18 protein-coding genes and 1 pseudogene are annotated in these 18,771 nt (G+C 64.1%); 8 read left to right on the top strand and 11 right to left on the bottom strand.

The genetic code is table 11. The annotated features are described in order from the left end of the window. Nucleotides 1-92: 92 nt before the first annotated feature. A complete protein-coding gene (locus tag OZ411_RS22225; RefSeq protein WP_130582384.1) occupies nucleotides 93-1,061 on the top strand; it encodes a DnaJ C-terminal domain-containing protein in 969 nt (322 codons plus the stop codon). A 509-nt stretch (nucleotides 1,062-1,570) separates the two neighbouring features. Beyond that, nucleotides 1,571-2,103 (top strand): annotated as a pseudogene (locus OZ411_RS22230) (transposase). 145 nt (nucleotides 2,104-2,248) lie between these two features. Here the strand turns inward: OZ411_RS22230 and OZ411_RS22235 are convergent. Both OZ411_RS22235 and OZ411_RS22240 read right to left on the bottom strand, forming a co-directional pair. Further along, nucleotides 2,249-3,022, bottom strand: coding sequence for an anti-sigma factor (locus OZ411_RS22235; protein WP_130582385.1), 774 nt, complete (start codon nucleotides 3,020-3,022; stop codon nucleotides 2,249-2,251). A gap of 76 nt (nucleotides 3,023-3,098) precedes the next feature. Then, entirely contained in the window at nucleotides 3,099-3,590 is a 492-nt protein-coding gene (locus OZ411_RS22240) for a sigma-70 family RNA polymerase sigma factor (RefSeq protein WP_027578930.1), read from the bottom strand. A 213-nt stretch (nucleotides 3,591-3,803) separates the two neighbouring features. On the opposite strand from OZ411_RS22240, the gene fabI reads away from it, so the two are divergent. The 4 genes from fabI (at nucleotide 3,804) to OZ411_RS22260 (ending at nucleotide 7,700) form a co-directional block, all read left to right on the top strand. Continuing rightward, nucleotides 3,804-4,622, top strand: coding sequence for an enoyl-ACP reductase FabI (fabI, locus tag OZ411_RS22245; RefSeq protein WP_282529655.1), 819 nt, complete (start codon nucleotides 3,804-3,806; stop codon nucleotides 4,620-4,622). Between the two features lie 10 nt (nucleotides 4,623-4,632). Further along, nucleotides 4,633-5,232, top strand: coding sequence for a histidine phosphatase family protein (locus OZ411_RS22250; protein WP_282529684.1), 600 nt, complete (start codon nucleotides 4,633-4,635; stop codon nucleotides 5,230-5,232). A gap of 171 nt (nucleotides 5,233-5,403) precedes the next feature. Next, nucleotides 5,404-6,489 carry a chorismate synthase gene (aroC, locus tag OZ411_RS22255; protein ID WP_282529656.1) on the top strand — a complete coding sequence of 362 codons (1,086 nt, stop codon included), beginning with the start codon at nucleotides 5,404-5,406 and terminating at the stop codon, nucleotides 6,487-6,489. Between the two features lie 20 nt (nucleotides 6,490-6,509). Beyond that, on the top strand, nucleotides 6,510-7,700 hold the full coding sequence (locus OZ411_RS22260) for an adenylate/guanylate cyclase domain-containing protein (RefSeq protein ID WP_282529657.1): 1,191 nt from the start codon (nucleotides 6,510-6,512) through the stop codon (nucleotides 7,698-7,700). A gap of 105 nt (nucleotides 7,701-7,805) precedes the next feature. Here OZ411_RS22260 and clpS read toward each other — a convergent pair whose 3' ends face one another. Further along, nucleotides 7,806-8,111 (bottom strand): ATP-dependent Clp protease adapter ClpS, encoded by a 306-nt coding sequence (gene clpS / locus OZ411_RS22265; RefSeq protein ID WP_130582388.1) that lies wholly within the window; start codon nucleotides 8,109-8,111, stop codon nucleotides 7,806-7,808. A gap of 266 nt (nucleotides 8,112-8,377) precedes the next feature. Here clpS and OZ411_RS22270 point away from each other — a divergent pair, with 266 nt between their 5' ends. Then, nucleotides 8,378-9,229 (top strand): DUF1194 domain-containing protein, encoded by an 852-nt coding sequence (locus OZ411_RS22270; RefSeq protein ID WP_130582389.1) that lies wholly within the window; start codon nucleotides 8,378-8,380, stop codon nucleotides 9,227-9,229. A 95-nt stretch (nucleotides 9,230-9,324) separates the two neighbouring features. Here the strand turns inward: OZ411_RS22270 and OZ411_RS22275 are convergent, their stop codons facing one another. The 6 genes from OZ411_RS22275 to OZ411_RS22300 all read right to left on the bottom strand — a co-directional run bounded on the left by OZ411_RS22275 (nucleotide 9,325) and on the right by OZ411_RS22300 (nucleotide 16,896). Next, complete coding sequence (locus tag OZ411_RS22275; RefSeq protein ID WP_282529658.1) at nucleotides 9,325-10,419, bottom strand: Tat pathway signal protein; 1,095 nt, start codon at nucleotides 10,417-10,419, stop codon at nucleotides 9,325-9,327. 316 nt (nucleotides 10,420-10,735) lie between these two features. Further along, nucleotides 10,736-11,980: a methyltransferase gene (locus tag OZ411_RS22280; RefSeq protein WP_282529659.1), complete on the bottom strand. Its 1,245-nt coding sequence runs from the start codon at nucleotides 11,978-11,980 to the stop codon at nucleotides 10,736-10,738. Further along, complete coding sequence (locus OZ411_RS22285; RefSeq protein ID WP_282529660.1) at nucleotides 11,973-12,725, bottom strand: TlyA family RNA methyltransferase; 753 nt, start codon at nucleotides 12,723-12,725, stop codon at nucleotides 11,973-11,975. Before OZ411_RS22285 ends, OZ411_RS22280 begins: the two co-directional genes overlap by 8 nt. A gap of 5 nt (nucleotides 12,726-12,730) precedes the next feature. Further along, on the bottom strand, nucleotides 12,731-13,291 hold the full coding sequence (locus OZ411_RS22290; protein WP_282529661.1) for a nucleoside 2-deoxyribosyltransferase: 561 nt from the start codon (nucleotides 13,289-13,291) through the stop codon (nucleotides 12,731-12,733). A gap of 25 nt (nucleotides 13,292-13,316) precedes the next feature. Further along, entirely contained in the window at nucleotides 13,317-15,242 is a 1,926-nt protein-coding gene (gene dxs, locus OZ411_RS22295) for a 1-deoxy-D-xylulose-5-phosphate synthase (RefSeq protein ID WP_282529662.1), read from the bottom strand. Between the two features lie 355 nt (nucleotides 15,243-15,597). Then, on the bottom strand, nucleotides 15,598-16,896 hold the full coding sequence (locus tag OZ411_RS22300) for a hypothetical protein (protein ID WP_282529663.1): 1,299 nt from the start codon (nucleotides 16,894-16,896) through the stop codon (nucleotides 15,598-15,600). 204 nt (nucleotides 16,897-17,100) lie between these two features. Here OZ411_RS22300 and OZ411_RS22305 point away from each other — a divergent pair, with 204 nt between their 5' ends. Then, nucleotides 17,101-17,346 carry a hypothetical protein gene (locus tag OZ411_RS22305; protein WP_130582750.1) on the top strand — a complete coding sequence of 82 codons (246 nt, stop codon included), beginning with the start codon at nucleotides 17,101-17,103 and terminating at the stop codon, nucleotides 17,344-17,346. Nucleotides 17,347-17,366: 20 nt separating this feature from the next. Here the strand turns inward: OZ411_RS22305 and OZ411_RS22310 are convergent, their stop codons facing one another. Next, on the bottom strand, nucleotides 17,367-17,636 hold the full coding sequence (locus OZ411_RS22310) for an exodeoxyribonuclease VII small subunit (RefSeq protein ID WP_028168306.1): 270 nt from the start codon (nucleotides 17,634-17,636) through the stop codon (nucleotides 17,367-17,369). 87 nt (nucleotides 17,637-17,723) lie between these two features. Next, a complete protein-coding gene (locus OZ411_RS22315; protein WP_282529664.1) occupies nucleotides 17,724-18,650 on the bottom strand; it encodes a histone deacetylase family protein in 927 nt (308 codons plus the stop codon). Nucleotides 18,651-18,771: the final 121 nt, after the last annotated feature.

Consider the following 18,771-nt stretch of genomic DNA (forward strand, 5'->3'; position numbering starts at 1 on the left):
TGCAAAAATGCCACTGCGTCCCCAAATGACACCGAAGTGGGCGACAAGCCCGAAAATTTCAGGTCTGATTTCCCGTGAAGGAGACGTGACGGATGCGCGACCCCTATGAGGTCTTGGGGGTGCCGCGGGGCGCCAGCGCTGCCGCGATCAAGAGCGCCTATCGCAAGCTCGCCAAGAAGCATCATCCCGACAGCAACAAGAACGATCCGAAGGCTGCCGAGCGTTTTGCCGAGATCAACTCGGCCAACGAAATCGTCGGCGATGAGGAGAAGCGCAAGCAATTTGACCGCGGCGAGATCGACGCCGAGGGCAAGCCGCGCTTCCAGGGCTTCCCCGGTGGAGGCTTTGGCGGTGGCGATGCGCGCGGTCATGCTGGTCCGGGCGGGTTCGAAACCTATACGTTCCGCAGCGGCGCCGGCGGCGGCACGGGCGGCGGCGCCGCGGGCTTCGAGGACATCCTCAACAGCATGTTCGGCGGCGGTGCGCGTGCGCGCAGCGGCGGCACCCAATTTGAATTCGACACCGGTGGTGTCGGCCTCGACCTCGACCTCAGCGTCGCCATGACGGTGTCGCTGGAGGAGGCAGTGAAGGGCGCCGAGAAGCGCGTCCGCCTGCCGACCGGCAAGGAACTCAACGTCAAGATTCCCGCCGGCGTCAGCTCGGGCCAGCAGATCCGGCTGAAGGGGCAGGGCGAGACGGCGCCCGGCCATCGCCCCGGCGATCTCCTGATCACCGTGACGATCGCGCCGCATCCCTTCTTCAAGGTCGACGGCAACGATCTCAGGATCGAGCTGCCGATCACACTGTACGAGGCGGTGCTGGGCGGCAAGGTCCGCGTGCCGACGCTTGGCGGCGCGGTCGAATTGTCGATCCCCAAGAACACCTCAAGCGGGCGCACGTTTAGGCTGAAGGGCAAGGGCCTGCCGAAGTCGGGCGGCGCGGGCGACCTCTATGCCACCACCCGCATTATCCTGCCCGACGGGAACGATGCGGAGCTGGAAGCATTGATGCAGAAGTGGCGCGACCAACATCCTTACAATCCCCGCAGCGATCTTGGCTGAGGGTGCGGCCTCGAGAGGGGGACCAGCGCAGTACCAAACCCCAATCGAGGCCGCGAGCGCCGATCGGCGGATCGGGCGCTGCGCGATAACGCGGGAACATCCGGTGCGATTCTGAGACGCGCCGATGTCCTTATTCCAGATTTTCGATGACGGAATTGGGACGTCGGGCAAGTGTGGCTATTGCATCACGAACGTCCGCGAAATGCGGGCGTTTTCGCAAAACCCGGTATCACCCGGTCTTTCGAATCCGTGTACGCGAACTACATAACGTGGTGCGATGGCGCTTTGCGCTGTCGCAGCCCTCCTTGGGCGTTTCCTCCCTAGACTTGGGCCGCTTGCTGTCGCAGGTGGCCCTTTTTTCTCAGCCCCAGCAGAGGACCCTGTAGCCCGGATGAAGCGAAGCGCAATCCGGGGCCGGTCGATCCGCGCACGATCCGCTAAGTTGCCCCACGCGAACTCGCCCCGGGTTGCGCTACAAGAAGAGCGGTCGTTGGTGTAAGTACGTCATCATGGTCCGGTATCGGCGCAACTTCCTCCCTGGCGGGACCTTTTCTTCACCGTGACGCTGGATGATCGCAGCTCGTCTGCACTGGTGGACCATGCCTCGCTGTTGCGCGCGGCGTTCCGAAAGACCCGCAACGAGCGCCCCGTTTGTTCTCGATGCCGTGGTTGTTCTTCCCGATCACCTGCATGCCATCATGACCCTGCCTGAGGGGGACGCGGATTTCTCGGACCGATGGCGCCGAATCAAGTCAGCCTTCGCAGCGTCGCGGCCGCGGGCGTCCCGCTCTCACGTGACCACCGCGGCGAATACGCTCTTTGGCAGAAGCGCTTCTGGGAGCACACGATCCGCGACGAAAGCGATTTCGAGCGCTGCGCCGATTACATCCATTTCAATCCGGTCAAGCATCGGCTGGTCGGCTCACCAGTCGATTGGCCGTTCTCCTCGCTGCATCGCTATGTTCGCGCTGGAATATTGCCCCGGGACTGGAGCGGATCTGGTGAGGCGGATGGTGGGAACTTTGGAGAGCGAGCGGATTAACCTGCACGCAGCCCCTGTAGCCCGGGTGGAGCGCAGCGCAACCCGGGGCAGGTAGCGCAGCGCGCGACTCCGTTCCCAGGTTGGAGAGGCTATCCCCGGGTTACGCTGCGCTCCACCCGGGCTACAAGGGCGCTCCCGCTCCGAGCTACCCGCCGTTCTTTTCCATCTGGTCGTAGACGGCTTGCGCGATCTGGGTCAGGCGGTTGCGGTCGCTGCCGCCGCTGACGACATAGCCGACGCCGCGGTCGGCCCAGAACAGCGCGCCTTCATTGCCGTGCGTGGCGTAACGCATCTGCGTGGTCTCGGCCTGTGCCTTGGAGGCGTAGACCGTGAAGCGCTCGCCGGAGGCGCTTTCATACATCAGGAAGGAAGCCGGCCGCCCGGTCGGGCCGGGCAGCAGCCGGCCGCCAACCAGCTTCAATCCCGCCGCCGACATATCCGGCGCGCGCACGTCCCAGCCGCAGCGCTTGGTCAGCCAGGCCTGGAGATGGGCGCGCTCATCGCCGGGCACCTCGACCGGATGGCGGACCTCGACCACATAGAGCCGGTGCGCGTCCATCGCATCGAGCGTGAAGCTCTGCAGCGGCGAGGGCGTGGCTGCCGCGCCATGCGCGATCCAGCCGACGCCGCCGCCGGCGATGAACGCCAGCAGCGTCGCGGCAATGGCGCCATAGACCAGCTTGCGCGGCTGACGCACGAGCTGCTCGATCTCGAGCCGCTTCGGCACCGCTTCGTCGGCGACCGAATCGTAGCGCGCATGCAGCACGTCGGCCATGGCGAGCCACGACCGCACCCGCTCGGCGTCATCAGGGTGCGCGGCCAGCCACGCCTCGACATCGCCGCGGCGCTCCGCCGGCAATTCGTTGTCGACATAGGCGTGCAGCTCGTCCTCGGTGACGGGAATCCTGGGGTTGGTCATCGCAGTCGTCTCTGTCTAATTCTCAAGAAAAGAAATCGCCTCAACCTGATGTCATGGCCATGCACAACGCCTGCCATCACTTCACCCGCCTCAGCGCCGTCGCCCGTTCGCCCTCGAGGAAGGCTTTAACGTGGGCGCGAGCGCGCGCAAGCCGGGACATCACGGTGCCGATCGGCACGCCCTGGATGTCGGCGACCTCGCGGTAACTCAATCCTTCCAGCATCACCAGAAGCAGCGCCGCGCGCTGCTCTTCCACCAGCGTCGCCAGCGCGCGGGCGATGTCGCGGCCTTCGGCTTCCGTGCCGCTGGCGTCCGGATTGTTGTCCAGCAGCGGCATGAATTGTGGCCGCCGCGCCAGCGAGCGCCGGCGGTTCTTGTTGAGGTTGGTCAGGATCGTATAGAGCCAGCTCCTGACGTCGCCGCCGAGGAACAGCCGCTCCGAGCGCAGCGCCCGCACCAAGGTGTCCTGCACCAGGTCATCGGCGATATCGGCATCGCGCGCGAGCGCCCGCGCGTAGCGGCGCAGTGCCGGGATCATGGCTTCAACACTCTGCCGGAACGCGGTCATGACACCGGAATCTTCATCCTGCTTCGGCTCAGACGCCTACTCAACATAACACCTGAGTGACGTGGCTATTCCTTGTAGCGATTTGTAGCCCCGGGTTGCGTTTCGCTCCACCCGAGCTACAGGATCGGGCAAAATGGCCGTGAAGGGGGCTGTACCGCGGTGGAGCGCTGGTGTACCTCCGAATACCAAATCCAACGCGGGAGTGGACAGCGGATGGCACAGAAATCGGGTCTGATGCAGGGCAAGCGCGGCGTGATCCTTGGCGTCGCCAACAATCGCTCGATCGCCTGGGGGATCGCCAAAGCCTGCCACGACGCCGGCGCAGAGATCGCGCTCACCTGGCAGGGCGATGCCCTGAAGAAGCGGGTCGAGCCCTTGGCGAAGGAATTGAACGCGCTGCTGCTCGGCCATTGCGACGTCACTGACGCTGCGACCATCGACGCGGTGTTCGACGTCGTCAGGGAGAAGTGGGGCAAGATCGATTTTGTCGTGCATGCGATCGCCTTCTCCGACAAGGACCAGCTCGACGGCCGTTACATCGAGACCACGGCGGAGAATTTCTCCAAGTCCATGCTGATCAGTTGCTACTCGCTCACCGCGATCGCGCAGCGGGCCGAGAAGCTCATGACCGACGGCGGCTCGATCATCACGCTGACCTATTACGGCGCCGAGAAGTGGATGCCGCATTACAATGTGATGGGCATCGCAAAGGCGGCGCTGGAAGCGAGCGTGCGCTATCTGGCCGCCGATCTCGGCGAGAAGAACATCCGCGTCAACGCGATCTCGGCAGGTCCGATCAAGACGCTCGCGGCCTCCGGCATCGGCGATTTCCGCTACATTCTGAAGTGGAACGAGTACAACGCTCCAATGCGGCGCACGGTCACGATCGAGGAGGTCGGCGATAGCGCGCTCTATCTGTTGTCCGATCTCTCGCGCGGCGTCACCGGCGAGGTGCATCACGTCGATTCCGGCTATCACATTGTCGGCATGAAGCGTCCCGATGCGCCTGACATTTCGCTCGCCAAGGAATAGCTGCGCGTCGATAGCAATGCCAACAATCTACTACATCCGCCATGGCGAGACGGCATGGAACGCGGAAGGCCGGCTTCAGGGCACCCTGGATATTCCGCTGAACGATCGCGGGCGCGCGCAAGCGTCCCATGCCGGCCATGTGCTCGCCGACCTGCTCACGCGCGACGGATATGACAGGGCATCGCTGCCCTACGTTTCGAGTCCGCTCGGACGGGCGCGCCAGACCATGGAGCTGGCGCGCCGCGCGCTGGAATTGCCGCCCGGGGATTATTCGCTCGACGACCGGTTGCGCGAGATCGGCTACGGTGTCTGGGAAGGCTCGACGCTGGCGGAGATGCGACTCGCCGATCCCGAACTCTACGCCAAGCGCCAGACCGCGAAGTGGACGATGGCGCCCGAGGGCGGCGAGACCTACGCCGCGGTGCAGCTTCGGGTGCGCGACTGGTACGACTCGCTCCTGGCCGACACCGTCACTGTGGCCCATGGCGGCACCTGCCGCGCCCTGATGGTGTCGCTCGGGATCGAAACCCCTGATAGCGCCGCGGACCTCTACATCGAGCAGGGCGCCGTCTATGTGTTTCGCGACGGCGGGCTGGTGAAGTATAGTTAAGGCGCTCGTAATTGAGCGGTCATTCCGGGGCGGTCCGCAGGACCGAACCCGGAATCTCGAGATTCCGGGTTCGATGCTTTGCATCGCCCCGGAATGACAGCCTGCCGCGTTTGACCGTGGTGTCCCCACGCGTTACGACAAGTCAGTATTGACTTACGAGTTAGGCGACGAATGTCCCATAACACCTTCGGCCATTTGTTCCGTGTCACGACCTTTGGCGAGAGCCACGGGGTCGCGATCGGCTGCGTGGTCGACGGCTGTCCGCCGCTGATCCCGCTGACGGTTGAGGACATCCAGCGCGATCTCGACCGCCGCCGCCCGGGGCAGTCCCGCTTCACCACCCAGCGCCAGGAGCCGGATGTGGTGAAGATCCTGTCCGGCGTGATGGCCCATCCGGAGACCGGCGTGCAGGTGACGACGGGCACGCCGATCGGCCTCCTGATCGAGAACACCGATCAGCGCTCGAAGGACTATTCCGAGATCAAGGACAAGTTCCGCCCCGGCCATGCCGACTTCACCTATGAGGCCAAATACGGCCTGCGCGATTATCGCGGTGGCGGCCGCTCCTCGGCGCGCGAGACCGCGACCCGCGTCGCCGCCGGCGCGATCGCGCGAAAGGTCCTGCCGGAGATCAAGATCCGCGGCGCGCTGGTGCAGATGGGCCCGCACAAGATCGATCGCGACAAGTGGGATTGGGACGAGATTGGCTGTAACCCGTTCTTCTGCCCGGACAAGGACAAGGCGGCGTTCTTCGAAGACTATCTCGATGGCATCAGGAAGAAGGGCTCTTCGATCGGCGCGGTGATCGAGGTCGTGGCCGAGGGCGTGCCGCCCGGGCTCGGCGCGCCGATCTACGCCAAGCTCGATAGCGAGCTGGCGGCCGCGATGATGAGCATCAATGCGGTGAAGGGCGTCGAGATCGGCGCCGGGTTCGGCGCGGCCAAATTGTCGGGCGAGGAGAACGCCGACGAGATGCGCACCGGCAATAACGGCGTACGTTTCCTGTCCAACAACGCCGGCGGCATCCTGGGCGGCATCTCCACCGGCCAGCCGGTGGTGGTACGTTTTGCGGTGAAGCCGACCTCCTCGATCCTGTCGCCGCGGCTGACCGTGGACCGCAGCGGCACCGACACCGATATCATGACCAAGGGCCGCCACGACCCCTGCGTCGGCATTCGCGCCGTGCCGGTGGGCGAGGCAATGATGGCCTGCGTGCTCGCCGATCATTTCCTGCGGCACCGGGGACAGGTTGGATAGAACCTGACAAGACAGAGGCCGTGATGCAGATCGACATCAGGGGGATCGCGGACTGGCTGATCGACGGTGCAAGGTCGACCCCTGTTGTCACCGACATGATCTCCGAACTGTGCGGGCGCCTGGTTGCAGCCGGCATCCCGCTGTGGCGGGTCGGATTCTTCATCCGGACGCTGCATCCCGAAATCTATGGGCGCAACTTCATCTGGAAGCCCGGTGAGGCCGTCGTCATCCGCTCGGTTGACTTCGACATCAGGCAAACGCCGGAGTTCATCGCGAGCCCGCTTGCGATTGTCTTTGGCGAGGCCAAGGAGGTGCGGTGCCGCACCGACGATCCCGAAAGCCGGCGATTTCCGTTCCTCGACGACATGCGCGCGGAAGGCGTGACCGACTATGTGGCGATCCCGCTGCAATTCATCGATGGCCGCACGCATGCTTCCAGTTGGACCACCAGGCAGGTTGGCGGTTTCACCGACGAGCAGCTCGCGGCACTGCGCTCGGTCCTGCCGGCGCTGACGCGTCTGATCGAGGTGATCGGCCTGCGCCGCGTCGCCGCGACCTTGCTCGACACTTATGTCGGCAACCGCGCGGGTGCGCGCATCCTCGATGGTCAGATCCGGCGCGGGCATGGAGAGACCATGCACGCGGCGATCTGGCTATCGGACCTGCGCGGCTTCACCGCGTTATCGGATCGGCTACCGGCCGAGACCGTCGTCGACATGCTCAACCGCTATTTCGACTGCCAGGTCGCCTCGATCCGCGCCCATGATGGCGAGGTGCTGAAATATATGGGCGATGGATTGCTCGCGGTTTTCCCGATCGACGAGTATGTCGGGGATGCGCAACAGGTCTGTTCGCATGTGTTGGAAGCCGCGCAGGACATGCGGGCCAGCGTCGAGGCGCTGCGGTATCCGGTCGGCGACGTCGTCGAGCGCTTCCGTTTCGGCGTTGCGCTGCATGTCGGAACAATTCTCTATGGCAATATCGGCGGCGGCAACCGGCTCGACTTCACCTGCATTGGCCCTGCGGTGAATCTTGCCGCGCGACTGGAGAAGATCGCCGGCCGGCTCGGCCGCACCGTCGTGGCCTCCGAAGGCTTCGCCGGCATCTGCCGCGGCGGCTGGGATGATCTCGGCGAATTTCCGATCGCAGGCTTCTCAAAGGCCCAGCGCGTCTATGGCCTGGCGGGCGATGCGTCGCAAATTCATTCGTAGCCCGGGTGGAGCGAAGCGCAACCCGGGATGGGCTCTCTCAGCACGCTGAGGATTTCCCGGGTTGCGCTGCGCTCCACCCGGGCTACGTCTGCGGCTGGCAGCAAGCTATTCCTCCGGCTCGGTCGTAAACAACAGCGGATAGCCCTTGGCGCGGCCGGCATCGGTGGCGCGTGTCGCCTTTGTCTCGGCGACATCTTTGGTGAAGACCGCAACCACGCAGACGCCGCGCTGGTGTGCGGTGAGCATCACCTTAAAGGCCTGGTCCTCGGTCATGCGGAATTCCGCCTTCAGCACGGTGACGACGAATTCGCGCGGCGTGTAATCGTCGTTGATCAGGATAACCTTGTGCAGGCGCGGCCGTTCGACCTTGGTCTTGACCTTGGTTTTCGGGGTGGTGACGGTGTCGCTCATGGCGCGGCACTTCCTGCTGCTCTGCGAACAGAAAAGAATATCGCCTTCCCGGCAATCCCGGAACCGGCGGTTTTTGCACAGGCTCCTTGCAGGAGCGGGACGATCGCGGGCAAACGACAAAACCTCGCCAAAATCGGGGCAAGCACAAGGCCAAGCTTTAGATTTGGACGGAAGGCTAACCTGAATGTGAAGGACAAATGATGTTCGCCCTTTGCGCGGCGCAGTTTGCGTGTCACCATTGTTGACGTTCGACGGGAGGGCAGCTCATGCGCTGGTATGTCTCGATCGGGGTTGTCCTTGTCGCAGGCTGGCTTGTCGGCGGCGATGGGGCCGGCATCGCCGCGCCCGGGCCGGGCAACCAGGGCACCCGCCCGGTGGCGGAGAAGGACGCGAACCCCACCGTCGATGTCGAACTGATACTGGCCGTCGACGTCTCCTATTCCATGGACATGGACGAACTCGCGATCCAGCGCGAGGGCTACGCGCAGGCAATCGTATCGAAGGAATTCCTGCAGGCACTGAAGGCCGGTCCGAACGGCAAGATCTCGGTGACCTATTTCGAATGGGCCGCTTCCTCTGATCAGAAGATCATCATCCCCTGGCGGCTGATCGACGGCCCGGAAACCGCCGATGCCGTTGCCGCCGAGATCATGAAGACGCCGATCCGCCGGGCGTCGCGGACCTCGATCTCGGGTGCGATCAATTTCGCGGTGCCGCTGTTCGACGAAGATCCGTATCGCGGCCTCAGGCGCGTGATCGACATTTCCGGCGACGGCCCCAACAACAACGGCGCGCCGGTCTCGACCGCGCGCGACGCGGCGCTGGAGAAGGGCATCGTCATCAACGGCCTGCCGATCATGGTGAAGGAGCCGTCCTATTCCACCATGGATATCGACAATCTCGATCAATATTACGAGGACTGCGTGATCGGCGGTCCCGGCTCTTTCGTGGTGACGATCAAGGAGCGTGAAAAATTCAAGGAAGCGATCCGCACCAAGCTGCTGATGGAGGTCGCCGGCCGCACGCCGGAGCGCAAGATCGTGCCGGTGGCCGAAAAGGAGCCGCGCGTGAGCTGCATGATCGGGGAAAAGATCTGGCAGGATCGGTGGGGAAGGTAGGTTTTCTTCCGCAGGGTGGGCGAAGCGCAGCGTGCCCACCATCCACGTTCGGTGCAAGAACGGTGGGCACGCTGCGCTTTGCCCACCCTACGATTCTATGACGCCTCGCGCATCACCTGTTCGGGTGCACGGCGCAGCGAGTTCGGCAGGGCGGGGCCTGTGCCGAAGCGCATGATGATGTCCGGGCGCCGCTCGCCAAGCCCCATGACCGCAGCGAATTGCGAGCGGACTGCGGCCACCTCGACCGGTTGATTGACGAACGCATATTTCAGTCCGAGCGCGGTCGCCTGCAGTCCGAAACGCTGGCAGGCGCGGCCGACCGCGATCCAGTGAGCCTTGTCGCTGGCATCGGATGCAAGGACGACGACACCCGCTGAACTTACGATCTGCTCGCGGTACTTCTTGTTCTCTCCCTCTTCGGTCAGGAAGAAGCCGAGAAGCGGTCGGGCAATCCACGCGGGCAGCGCGGGATTTCCGGAGCAGCGCGAGAACAGTCCGTCCATCCTCGCCATGGCGTCGGCTTCGCTGAAGCGCAGCCAGCGTCGCAGTTCGTCCATGAATGCCTTGTCGCGCATCTGTGCCGAGTTGCCCTGAACGACGTAATCGGCGACGTCTGCGATCCCGGCCCGGCCGCTTATCATGATGGTCGAGACGCCGGGCTCCCGACATGCGCTCTCCAGCAGGCGCAGCGTCTCGGGTGAAACGGGCTTGCCGTCATAGATCGTGCGGCTGCTCTGGCGAACCGTGATCGCCTCGGCGAGCGGCGAGCGCGAGGAGGGGGCTGCTTCCAGATCGATCACGATCTCGTCGCCCTCGGCGACCGCATTCGCCTTGAGTCCAAGCATCGAGGCTGCCAGCACGAGGTTTTCCGCGGCGCATCCCAGGCTGACGAAGAGATGGTGGTCGTCCGGATCGACCACGGCGCATCTCCGCGTGAAGTCCGGCGCAATGACGATTCTGTCGGCAGCCGCGGTGAAGGTCCAGGGCTGCGTGTTGTGGCTGTTGGCTGCCAGGCTCGCAAAGCGCACGAGTTCTCGGTTTCGCGGCGTGGACCGCAACGGCGCTCTGACGATGCCGGCCGCCTCCTCATACGTCATTGCTGCTGCTCCTGCCTGCGACGACGGGCCTATGATCGCCGCCGCGCCAAGCCCAAGCGCGGTTCCGAAGATCTGTCGTCTATCGATGAGCATCGACCCGCTTCCAACCAGATTTCGCACGGAAGCAGTTAGCGCAACCGGGAGCCGGGGCCGTTGACCGAGGTCAAGAGTTCGTTCTGCTACTACGCAAAGGAGCCCGCGGCATTTCTTCCCTTCTCCCCCTTGTGGGAGAAGGTGGCGTGCATGCAATGCGCGTCGGATGAGGGGTTCTCTCCACGAGCGAGCGGGCCCGTGGAGAGAACCCCTCACCCAAACGAGTTCTTGGCTGGCATCGGAGCTGCCCTCTCCCACAAGGGGCGAGGGCACATCAACTGGCATCTCCAAGCGTGATGCGATTTGGCTACTGCTGTCAGCGCTTGCGTGTGAACCGTGCGACGAGTTCGACGTGCGGTGTGTGGCGGAACTGGTCGACAGGGGTGACGCCTTCGATCGTGTAGCCGCCGTCGATCAGGATCTTGGCGTCGCGGGCGAAGGTCGCGGCGTTGCAGGACACCGCGACCACGGTGGGCACCTTGCTTGCGGCAAGCTGTGTTGCTTGCGCCTGTGCGCCCTGGCGCGGGGGATCGAACACGACTGCGTCAAAGTCGCGCAATTCCTGCGGCACCAGTGGGCGGCGGAACAGATCGCGCGGCTCGCTCTTGACTGGCTTCAAGCCCGGCGTCGAGGTTGCGGCTTTCTGCAGGCTCGCAACCGCGCCGGCGTCGCTGTCGAAGGCGGCGATCCGCGATTTCGCCGCCAGGCGCAGGGCGAACGGGCCGACACCGCAGAACAGGTCGGCGATATGCTTGGCGCGCTGGCAGTGATCGCCGACGAGCCGCGCCAAGGTCTCCTCGCCGGCGACGGTCGCTTGCAGGAACGAGCCCGGCGGCAGGATCACCTCGGCCGTTCCGATCGTCACCGTGGGAGGCGCGCGCATCAGCACCAACTCGCCATGCCGTGTCAGCCGCGCCAGGCGATGCTGTTCGGCGATGCGCGACAGTGCGGCGATCATCGTCGAGGGCAGGGCGCCCGAGCCGCGAACGTCGACATCGAGACCATTGAGGGTCGAGGTCACCTGGATGTCGAGCGGCTTGCCCATCGAGATCAACGGCTCGGCGATCGCCCAGGCAGCGTCGAGCGCGCCGCTCAAGCCGGGATCGAGGATCGGACAACGATCGACGGGGATGATGTCGTGCGAGCTTGCCGCGGCGAAGCCGACCTTGAGCACTTCATGCGTGCCCATCCGCGCGTGAAGCGTGATGCGGCGGCGCCCGAGGCCGTGGGCGTCGATCAGCGGGGCGACCTCGGCCGCAACCTTGGCCTGCGCCAGCGCCTCGACGACGAGGTCGCGCTTCCAGGCACGGTAGCTTTCATTATCCCAGTGCTGGATCGCGCAGCCGCCGCAAATCCCGAAATGCGGGCAGAACGGCGCGATGCGCTCGGGACTGGCGCGTTCGACCTGGAGCAGCCGACGCCGGTCGGGATGGCCGGGGACGGTGGCAACCTCGACCGCCTCGCCGGCGAGCGCGTAAGGAACGTAGATCGCCTGGCCGCCCTCCATCGCGACACCGTCGCCACGATGGCCGACATGGTCGATCACCAGCCGTTCAGCCACGGCGCGCGCCGAGGAAGAATTCGATGTTGCCGTCGCCGCCGGTGATCGGGGACGGAAAGACCTGGATATCCGTGCAGCCCTGCGCCGCCGCAAAGGCTGCGATGTCGTCGCAGATTTCCTGATGCACCATGGCGTTGCGGATGATGCCGTGCTTGAGATGCTTTCGCTGCGCCTCGAATTGCGGCTTGATCAGCGCGAGCAGGTGCATCGGCGCTGCCGCCAGCGACAGCGCCACCGGCAATACCAGCTTCAGCGAGATGAAGCTGACGTCGATGACGACGATATCCGGCCGCGCCGGCAGGCGCTTGCCCTCGAAGGAGCGGATATCGGTCTCTTCCATCGACACCACCCTGGGATGGTCGCGCAGCGACGGATGCAATTGGCCGTGCCCGACATCGATCGCAAACACCAGGCTTGCGCCGTTGGCGAGCAGCACCTCGGTGAAGCCGCCGGTCGAGGTACCGACATCGAGGCAGACATGACCTTCGATGTCTACAGGGTATTGCTCCAGCGCGCCGGCCAGCTTCACGCCGCCGCGCGAGACATAGGGGTGCGCAGGCTCCGCCGACAGCGTGGCGTCAGCCGCAAGCGTATCGGAGGGTTTGGAGACCTGCTTGCCGTCGGCGATCACGAGCCCGGCTTCGATCGCGGCCCGCGCCCGCGCCCGGCTCTCGAACAGGCCGCGCTCGACCAGCAGCACATCCGCGCGCTTGCGCGGGGCCTGCTCGCTTTCACTCTTCTTCATCAGCTTCAACCCGTCCTTCGCCCATGGTCCGCGGCAAGGCGGACACAGGCCTCGAAGCAGGTGAGGTCGTGCCAGATATCCGCAGGCGCAGCCTTCGGCGTCACGAGCGGGCAGCCGTGCAGGTCGAGGGCGTGCATCATCATCAGATTGTCGGGCAAGCCAAACTCTTCCACAGTGAGGCCTTGTCCATCGGCCAAGCGGCCGTCGGGCAACGTCGTCACTTCATATAGGCGCGCCACGCGAGTTGCATATGACGCGGGGTCGTTGGAATAGCCGAAGCACAATTTGCCGCGCCCCGCCATGTAGCCGAGCTCATAGACGGTGCCTGCGTCGGCACTGGGGCCACGAAACGGCGTCAAATTGGCGATGACGGCATCGGCTGCCTCCATCATCGCTTCGTTGCCCTTGAAGATGACGACGGAAGCATCGGGCGCCGACAGATCGACCGCGTTGTCGAGCGGGTAGAGGCCATTCAGACCGTGACGCGCGCAAAGTTCAGCCTTGCGCCGTCCGATCTCAATAGCATCCGGCAGGAACACGTCAGGACCTGCCAGATAGATTTTCATCGCGGAATCCGCGGGAAGCCTGAGGTCAGGCGAGCTTGACGGTCTCGGTCTTGAAATCCTTGCCGAGGGTCTCGAACACCTTGGCGACGATGCTCTTGGCGTCGAGGCCTGCGTGGGCATACATCGCCGCCGGCGTGTCGTGATCGAGGAACACGTCGGGCAGCACCATCGAACGCATGCGCAGACCGCCGTCGAGCATGCCGTGCTCGGCGAGGAGCTGCATCACATGCGAGCCGAAGCCGCCGATCGAACCTTCCTCGATCGCGATCAGGATCTCATGCTCGCGTGCGAGCTTCAGGATCATCTCTTCGTCGAGCGGCTTCATGAAGCGCGCATCTGCGATCGTGGCGGAGAGGCCGTGCGCCGCCAGCTCGTCGGCGGCCTTCTCGCATTCGGCGAGGCGGGTGCCGAAGGAGAGCAGGGCGACCTTCTTGCCTTGGCGGATGATGCGGCCCTTGCCGATCTCGAGGGGAATGCCGACTTCGGGCATTTCGACGCCGCGGCCTTCGCCGCGGGGATAGCGCAACGCGCTCGGGCGGTCGTTGATCGCCACCTGCGTTGCGACCATGTGCACGAGCTCGGCCTCGTCGGAGGCCGCCATGATGACGAAGTTCGGCAGGCAGCCGAGATAGGCGTTGTCGAAGGAGCCGGCATGGGTGGCGCCGTCGGCGCCGACGAGGCCCGCGCGGTCGATCGCGAAGCGGACCGGCAGGCTCTGGATCGCGACGTCATGGACCACCTGGTCGTAGCCGCGCTGCAGGAAGGTCGAGTAGATCGCGCAGAACGGCTTGTAGCCTTCGGCGGCGAGGCCGGCTGCGAAGGTCACGGCATGCTGCTCGGCGATGCCGACGTCGAAGGTGCGGTTCGGGAACGCCTTGTTGAAGATGTCGATGCCGGTGCCGGACGGCATCGCGGCGGTGATGCCGACGACCTTGTCGTCCTTCTGGGCTTCCTTGACGAGGCTCTGGCCGAACACGTTCTGGTAGGCCGGCGCATTCGGCTTGGCCTTGGCCTGGGTGCCGGTGGCGACGTCGAACTTGACCACGGCGTGGTACTTGTCGGCGGAAGCTTCCGCCGGCGGATAGCCCTTGCCCTTCTGCGTCACGACGTGGACCAGGATCGGGCCAGTGTCCATGTCGCGGACGTTCTTCAGGACGGGCAGCAGATGGTCGAGGTTATGGCCGTCGATCGGGCCGACATAATAGAAGCCGAGTTCCTCGAACAGCGTACCGCCGTCCATCATGAAGCCGCGGGAATACTCCTCGACGCGGTTGGCGCGGTTGGCCAGCACCTTCGGCAGATGCTTGTTGATCTGCTTGGCCGCCTCGCGCAGCGAGCGGTAGGTCTTGCCGGAATAGAGCCGCGACAGATAGGCGCTCATCGCACCGACCGGCGGGGCGATCGACATGTCGTTGTCGTTCAGGATCACGATCAGGCGCGAGTTCATGGCGCCGGCATTGTTCATGGCCTCATAGGCCATGCCCGCCGACATCGCGCCGTCGCCGATCACGGCGATCACGTTGTTGGTGCCGCCGGAGAGATCGCGCGCCACCGCCATGCCGAGGCCGGCGGAGATCGAGGTCGAGGAATGGGCGGCGCCGAACGGATCGTAGTCGCTCTCGCTGCGCTTGGTGAAGCCGGACAGGCCGCCGCCGGTGCGGAGCGTGCGGATGCGGTCGCGCCGGCCGGTCAGGATCTTGTGCGGATAGGCCTGGTGGCCGACGTCCCAGATCAGCCGGTCGCGCGGCGTGTCGAAGGTGTAATGGATCGCGGTCGTCAGCTCGACCACGCCCAAACCTGCTCCGAAATGGCCCCCGGTCACGGAAACCGCGTCGATGGTCTCCTGGCGGAGTTCGTCGGCAACCTGGTGCAACTGCTCGACCTTGAGCCGGCGTAGGTCGTCGGGCGTGCGGATCGTGTCGAGAAGCGGCGTCTTACTGTATGTGGTCACAGCGATATTCCAGTTCTTGAGGTCAGGGCCAGCAGCCCGACCGGAGATGGGGGCGCATCGATTGCGCCGTGAGAGTCCAGACGCCAGTTGCCGCCTTGGCAGGCCGGCGCCTGATTTGAAAGCCTAGATGCACCCCGGATCGAACCATGTGATATGCATCACGCTGGTAACTGCATCCGTCCCGGTCATTTTCGTCAGCCTTTCGAAGGTATTCGCTGCCGCCAAATCTGCGGCAAGCTGCCCCCAAACAGCCATAGAACGGCAAGCTTTACACCAAAGCCATCGGCAAAGCCAAGCCGCCCAGCCACCGGGTTCCCGGGGACCCCAAGCGGGGGAATTGAAAAGTCTAGGGTTTTTAACCGTGCCGGCGGGCGGAAGGTTCCAGCGCTAGCAAATTCCCGCTAGCCGTGTCCTCCGCGCCGCACATCTCGATCCGGCGCCAGGCCCGCTCGCGGGCAGCCGGATCGCCGGTCGCAACCTCTAGGGCGGCCTCCGGGAACGCCATCCGCTCCTTCAGCGGCACCGGACCGCATACGATCATGAAGAAATCGTATGGGTGCGGGCGCTGATTGGCCATCACGAACTGAAAATGCACCCGGAAGAACTGCCAGCGGAAGGTATTGTAGTGCTCCGGCTTGACGATGTCGCGGAAGCGGATCGGCACAATGGTCGGATTGCGCCTGGTATCGCCGAGTTCGATGCCGTGACTCGAGATCGGATCGAACTGGTAGAAGTTCATGACATCCTTGCGGGCCTGGCAATCGATCCATTCGATCGAAGGTTCCAGCGCCAATTGCCGCAAATGGTCGCGAAAATCCTGCGATACCTTGTGAAAGCCCACGATCGGAAGATTGCCGCCTATGGTGAACAGCACCACGCGGGGGCCGTGACGGCCCAGTGACGGGTCGAGCCTCAGCGCTCGCGCAAGAATCTCGGTGCCCAGGAACGATCCCGAGCTGTGGCCGACCAGCACGATCTCGTCGGCGTCGCTCGTGCGCGCGACGTTGACGAGGTGCCGCGCAAAACGGTCGATGCGCTCGTCCCACTCCGGACGTCGTCGATGCGAGAACTCCCAGGTCCAGATCGTGTCCGACAGGAGATAGAGCACGTAAGTGTTGTTTTCGGTGTATTTCAGCATGGTGCCGAGCACGGCCACGAAGATCGCGGTTGCCGCGGCAACACTGAAGAGATCGGGGAGGCCGATCGCGTTGAGGCCCTTTTCGAACACGAAAGCAACTGCCGCAGCGCACAAGGCTTCCAGCAGCAGAACGACATGCGGATAGGTGATGAACGCCGTGAAACGCCAGTTCGCCCGCGTGAACCGCGCAATCGTGCCGGTGAAGACCAGCCCCCAGTAGATCCAGAGGGCATGAAACACGGTGCGCCAGATCGGGGCGGCGAGGTCGCGCTGGATGAAATCCTCGAACCGCAGGAAATCGTAGGACGTGCGGGTCTGCCAGTCGGCCGCCTTGGTCTCGATGGTCCAGGACGCGATCTCGTCATCGTCGGCGACCTTCGGCCGGCTCATGGTGGCCGATAGCTGGTAGAGACGGCTGAATTTCCGCAGTTCGGTCCTGAACATGCGGTAGTACTGCGCCAAGCCGCGCGGATCGTATCCCTGGATATAGATGATATGGCGGTGCCGAACGCGCACTTACTGTCCCCAGATGAGGTTGGGACTATAGCAGCCAGCGCGATGCGCCAAGAGCTATTTCGGTCCTCTTGTGGGGAAGAACCGCGGCAAATCCGCTTATTGTTCTCCACTGTTGCGCGGAGAGGCTCGCCACTCCTGATGAGAATGACCTCCAAAGTCTCCCTGTTCGCAGCTATATTGGCGGGATGCGAACAGGATTGTCGGATGCATACGATCGAAATCAGCGATGAAACCTACGAGGCGGCGAGGCGAACTGCCGCTCTCGATAGTATCGACGTGAAGACCCTCATCGAAAGCCTTGTACGTCGCCATGCCGAGTACATCGAGGTGTTCCACGAAAGGGCGTCTGAGATGCCGCCTTTCAGTTTGGAACATTATGAGATGGACCGTGTCCCCGGAGAATCGGAGGAAGACTACCAGGACCGCCTCAGGATGTTCACCTCTCTATGAGGGCTCCCGCGGTGATCTGCTTATTGCACGTCTAGCGGCTCGGTTCCCGTAGCCTGGCCGCTGGCATCGGTCGTGATCTTGTCGACGCGCGCCTCGGCCTGCCGCAATAATTCCTCGCAGCGGCGCTTCAGCGCCTCGCCGCGTTCATAAATCGCGACCGATTCCTCAAGTGGCACCTTGCCGTCCTCAAGCCGTTTGACGATCGATTCAAGTTCCTCCATCGCGCGTTCGAAGGAGAGCTTCTTGACGTCGACTTTGTTATTTTCGACTTGAGTGGTGTTTTCTGCCATTTACTCGCGTTCCCATTCGCGTTTTTCGGCTGCGCCGTTCTCAGCGCAGAATCAAGCAATTCTCTGCGGAAGTATTGTGGCGCCGATTTACGCGCCCATCAATGCGGTGACATGCGCGGCCACCGACTCTTTCAATCCCTGCAGATCATAGCCGCCTTCGAGCACGGAGACCACCCGTCCGCCGGCGTGCCGGTCGGCGAGATCCAGAAGCTTGCTTGTCACCCAGCCGAAGTCGTCGGCCCTCAGGTTGAGCGAGGCGAGCGGATCGCGGTAATGCGCGTCGAAGCCAGCGGAGATGATGACGAGCTCGGGGCCGAATTTTTCGAGCTGCGGCAGGATCAAATTGTCGAACGCCGAGCGGAATTGCGTGCCGCCATCTTCGGGCGCGAGCGGCGCATTGACGATGGTGTCGTGCTCGCCGCGCTCGCCGCGGCTGCCGGTGCCCGGAAACAGCGGCATCTGGTGCGTCGAGCAATACATCACGGTCGGATCGGCCCAGAAGATGTCCTGGGTGCCGTTGCCGTGATGAACGTCGAAATCGACCACGGCGACGCGGCCGATGCCGAACTTGCGCTGCGCGTGGCGCGCGGCGATCGCGGCATTGTCGAAGAAGCAGAAGCCCATCGGACGGCTGGCTTCGGCATGGTGGCCGGGCGGCCGAACCGCGACGAAAGCATTCGGATGTTCGCCCGACATCACCGCATCCGTGGCCGCAACCGCGCCGCCTACGCCGCGCATCACCGCTTCCCAAGTGCCTGGCGACATCGAGGTGTCGCCATCGATGTAAACCAGGCCGGAGGTCGGAGCGATGTGGCGGAGCTCGCCGACGTAAAGCTCGCCATGGCAGAGCATGACGGAATCGAGGCCGCCTTCCGGCGCTTCGCCGCGTGCAAGCGGTGCGAACCGCTCTTCGCCAAGCACCTCGGCGACCGCACGCAACCGGTCGGGGCGTTCGGGATGGCCTGATGGTGTCAGGTGGTCGAGGCAGGCGGAATGCGTCAGAAGAAGGGTCATGCAGGTTTCCGGCGCATTCGCTGCGCGTTCTTGCGAGTAACGCCCTATTTAGGCGCTCAGTGCCCACCGCGAAAGCCCTCCGTCGCCTTGTGGCCCGGGTGGAGCGAAGCGCAACCCGGGG

Source organism: Bradyrhizobium sp. Arg237L, assembly GCF_029990105.1.
Taxonomy (GTDB): domain Bacteria; phylum Pseudomonadota; class Alphaproteobacteria; order Rhizobiales; family Xanthobacteraceae; genus Bradyrhizobium.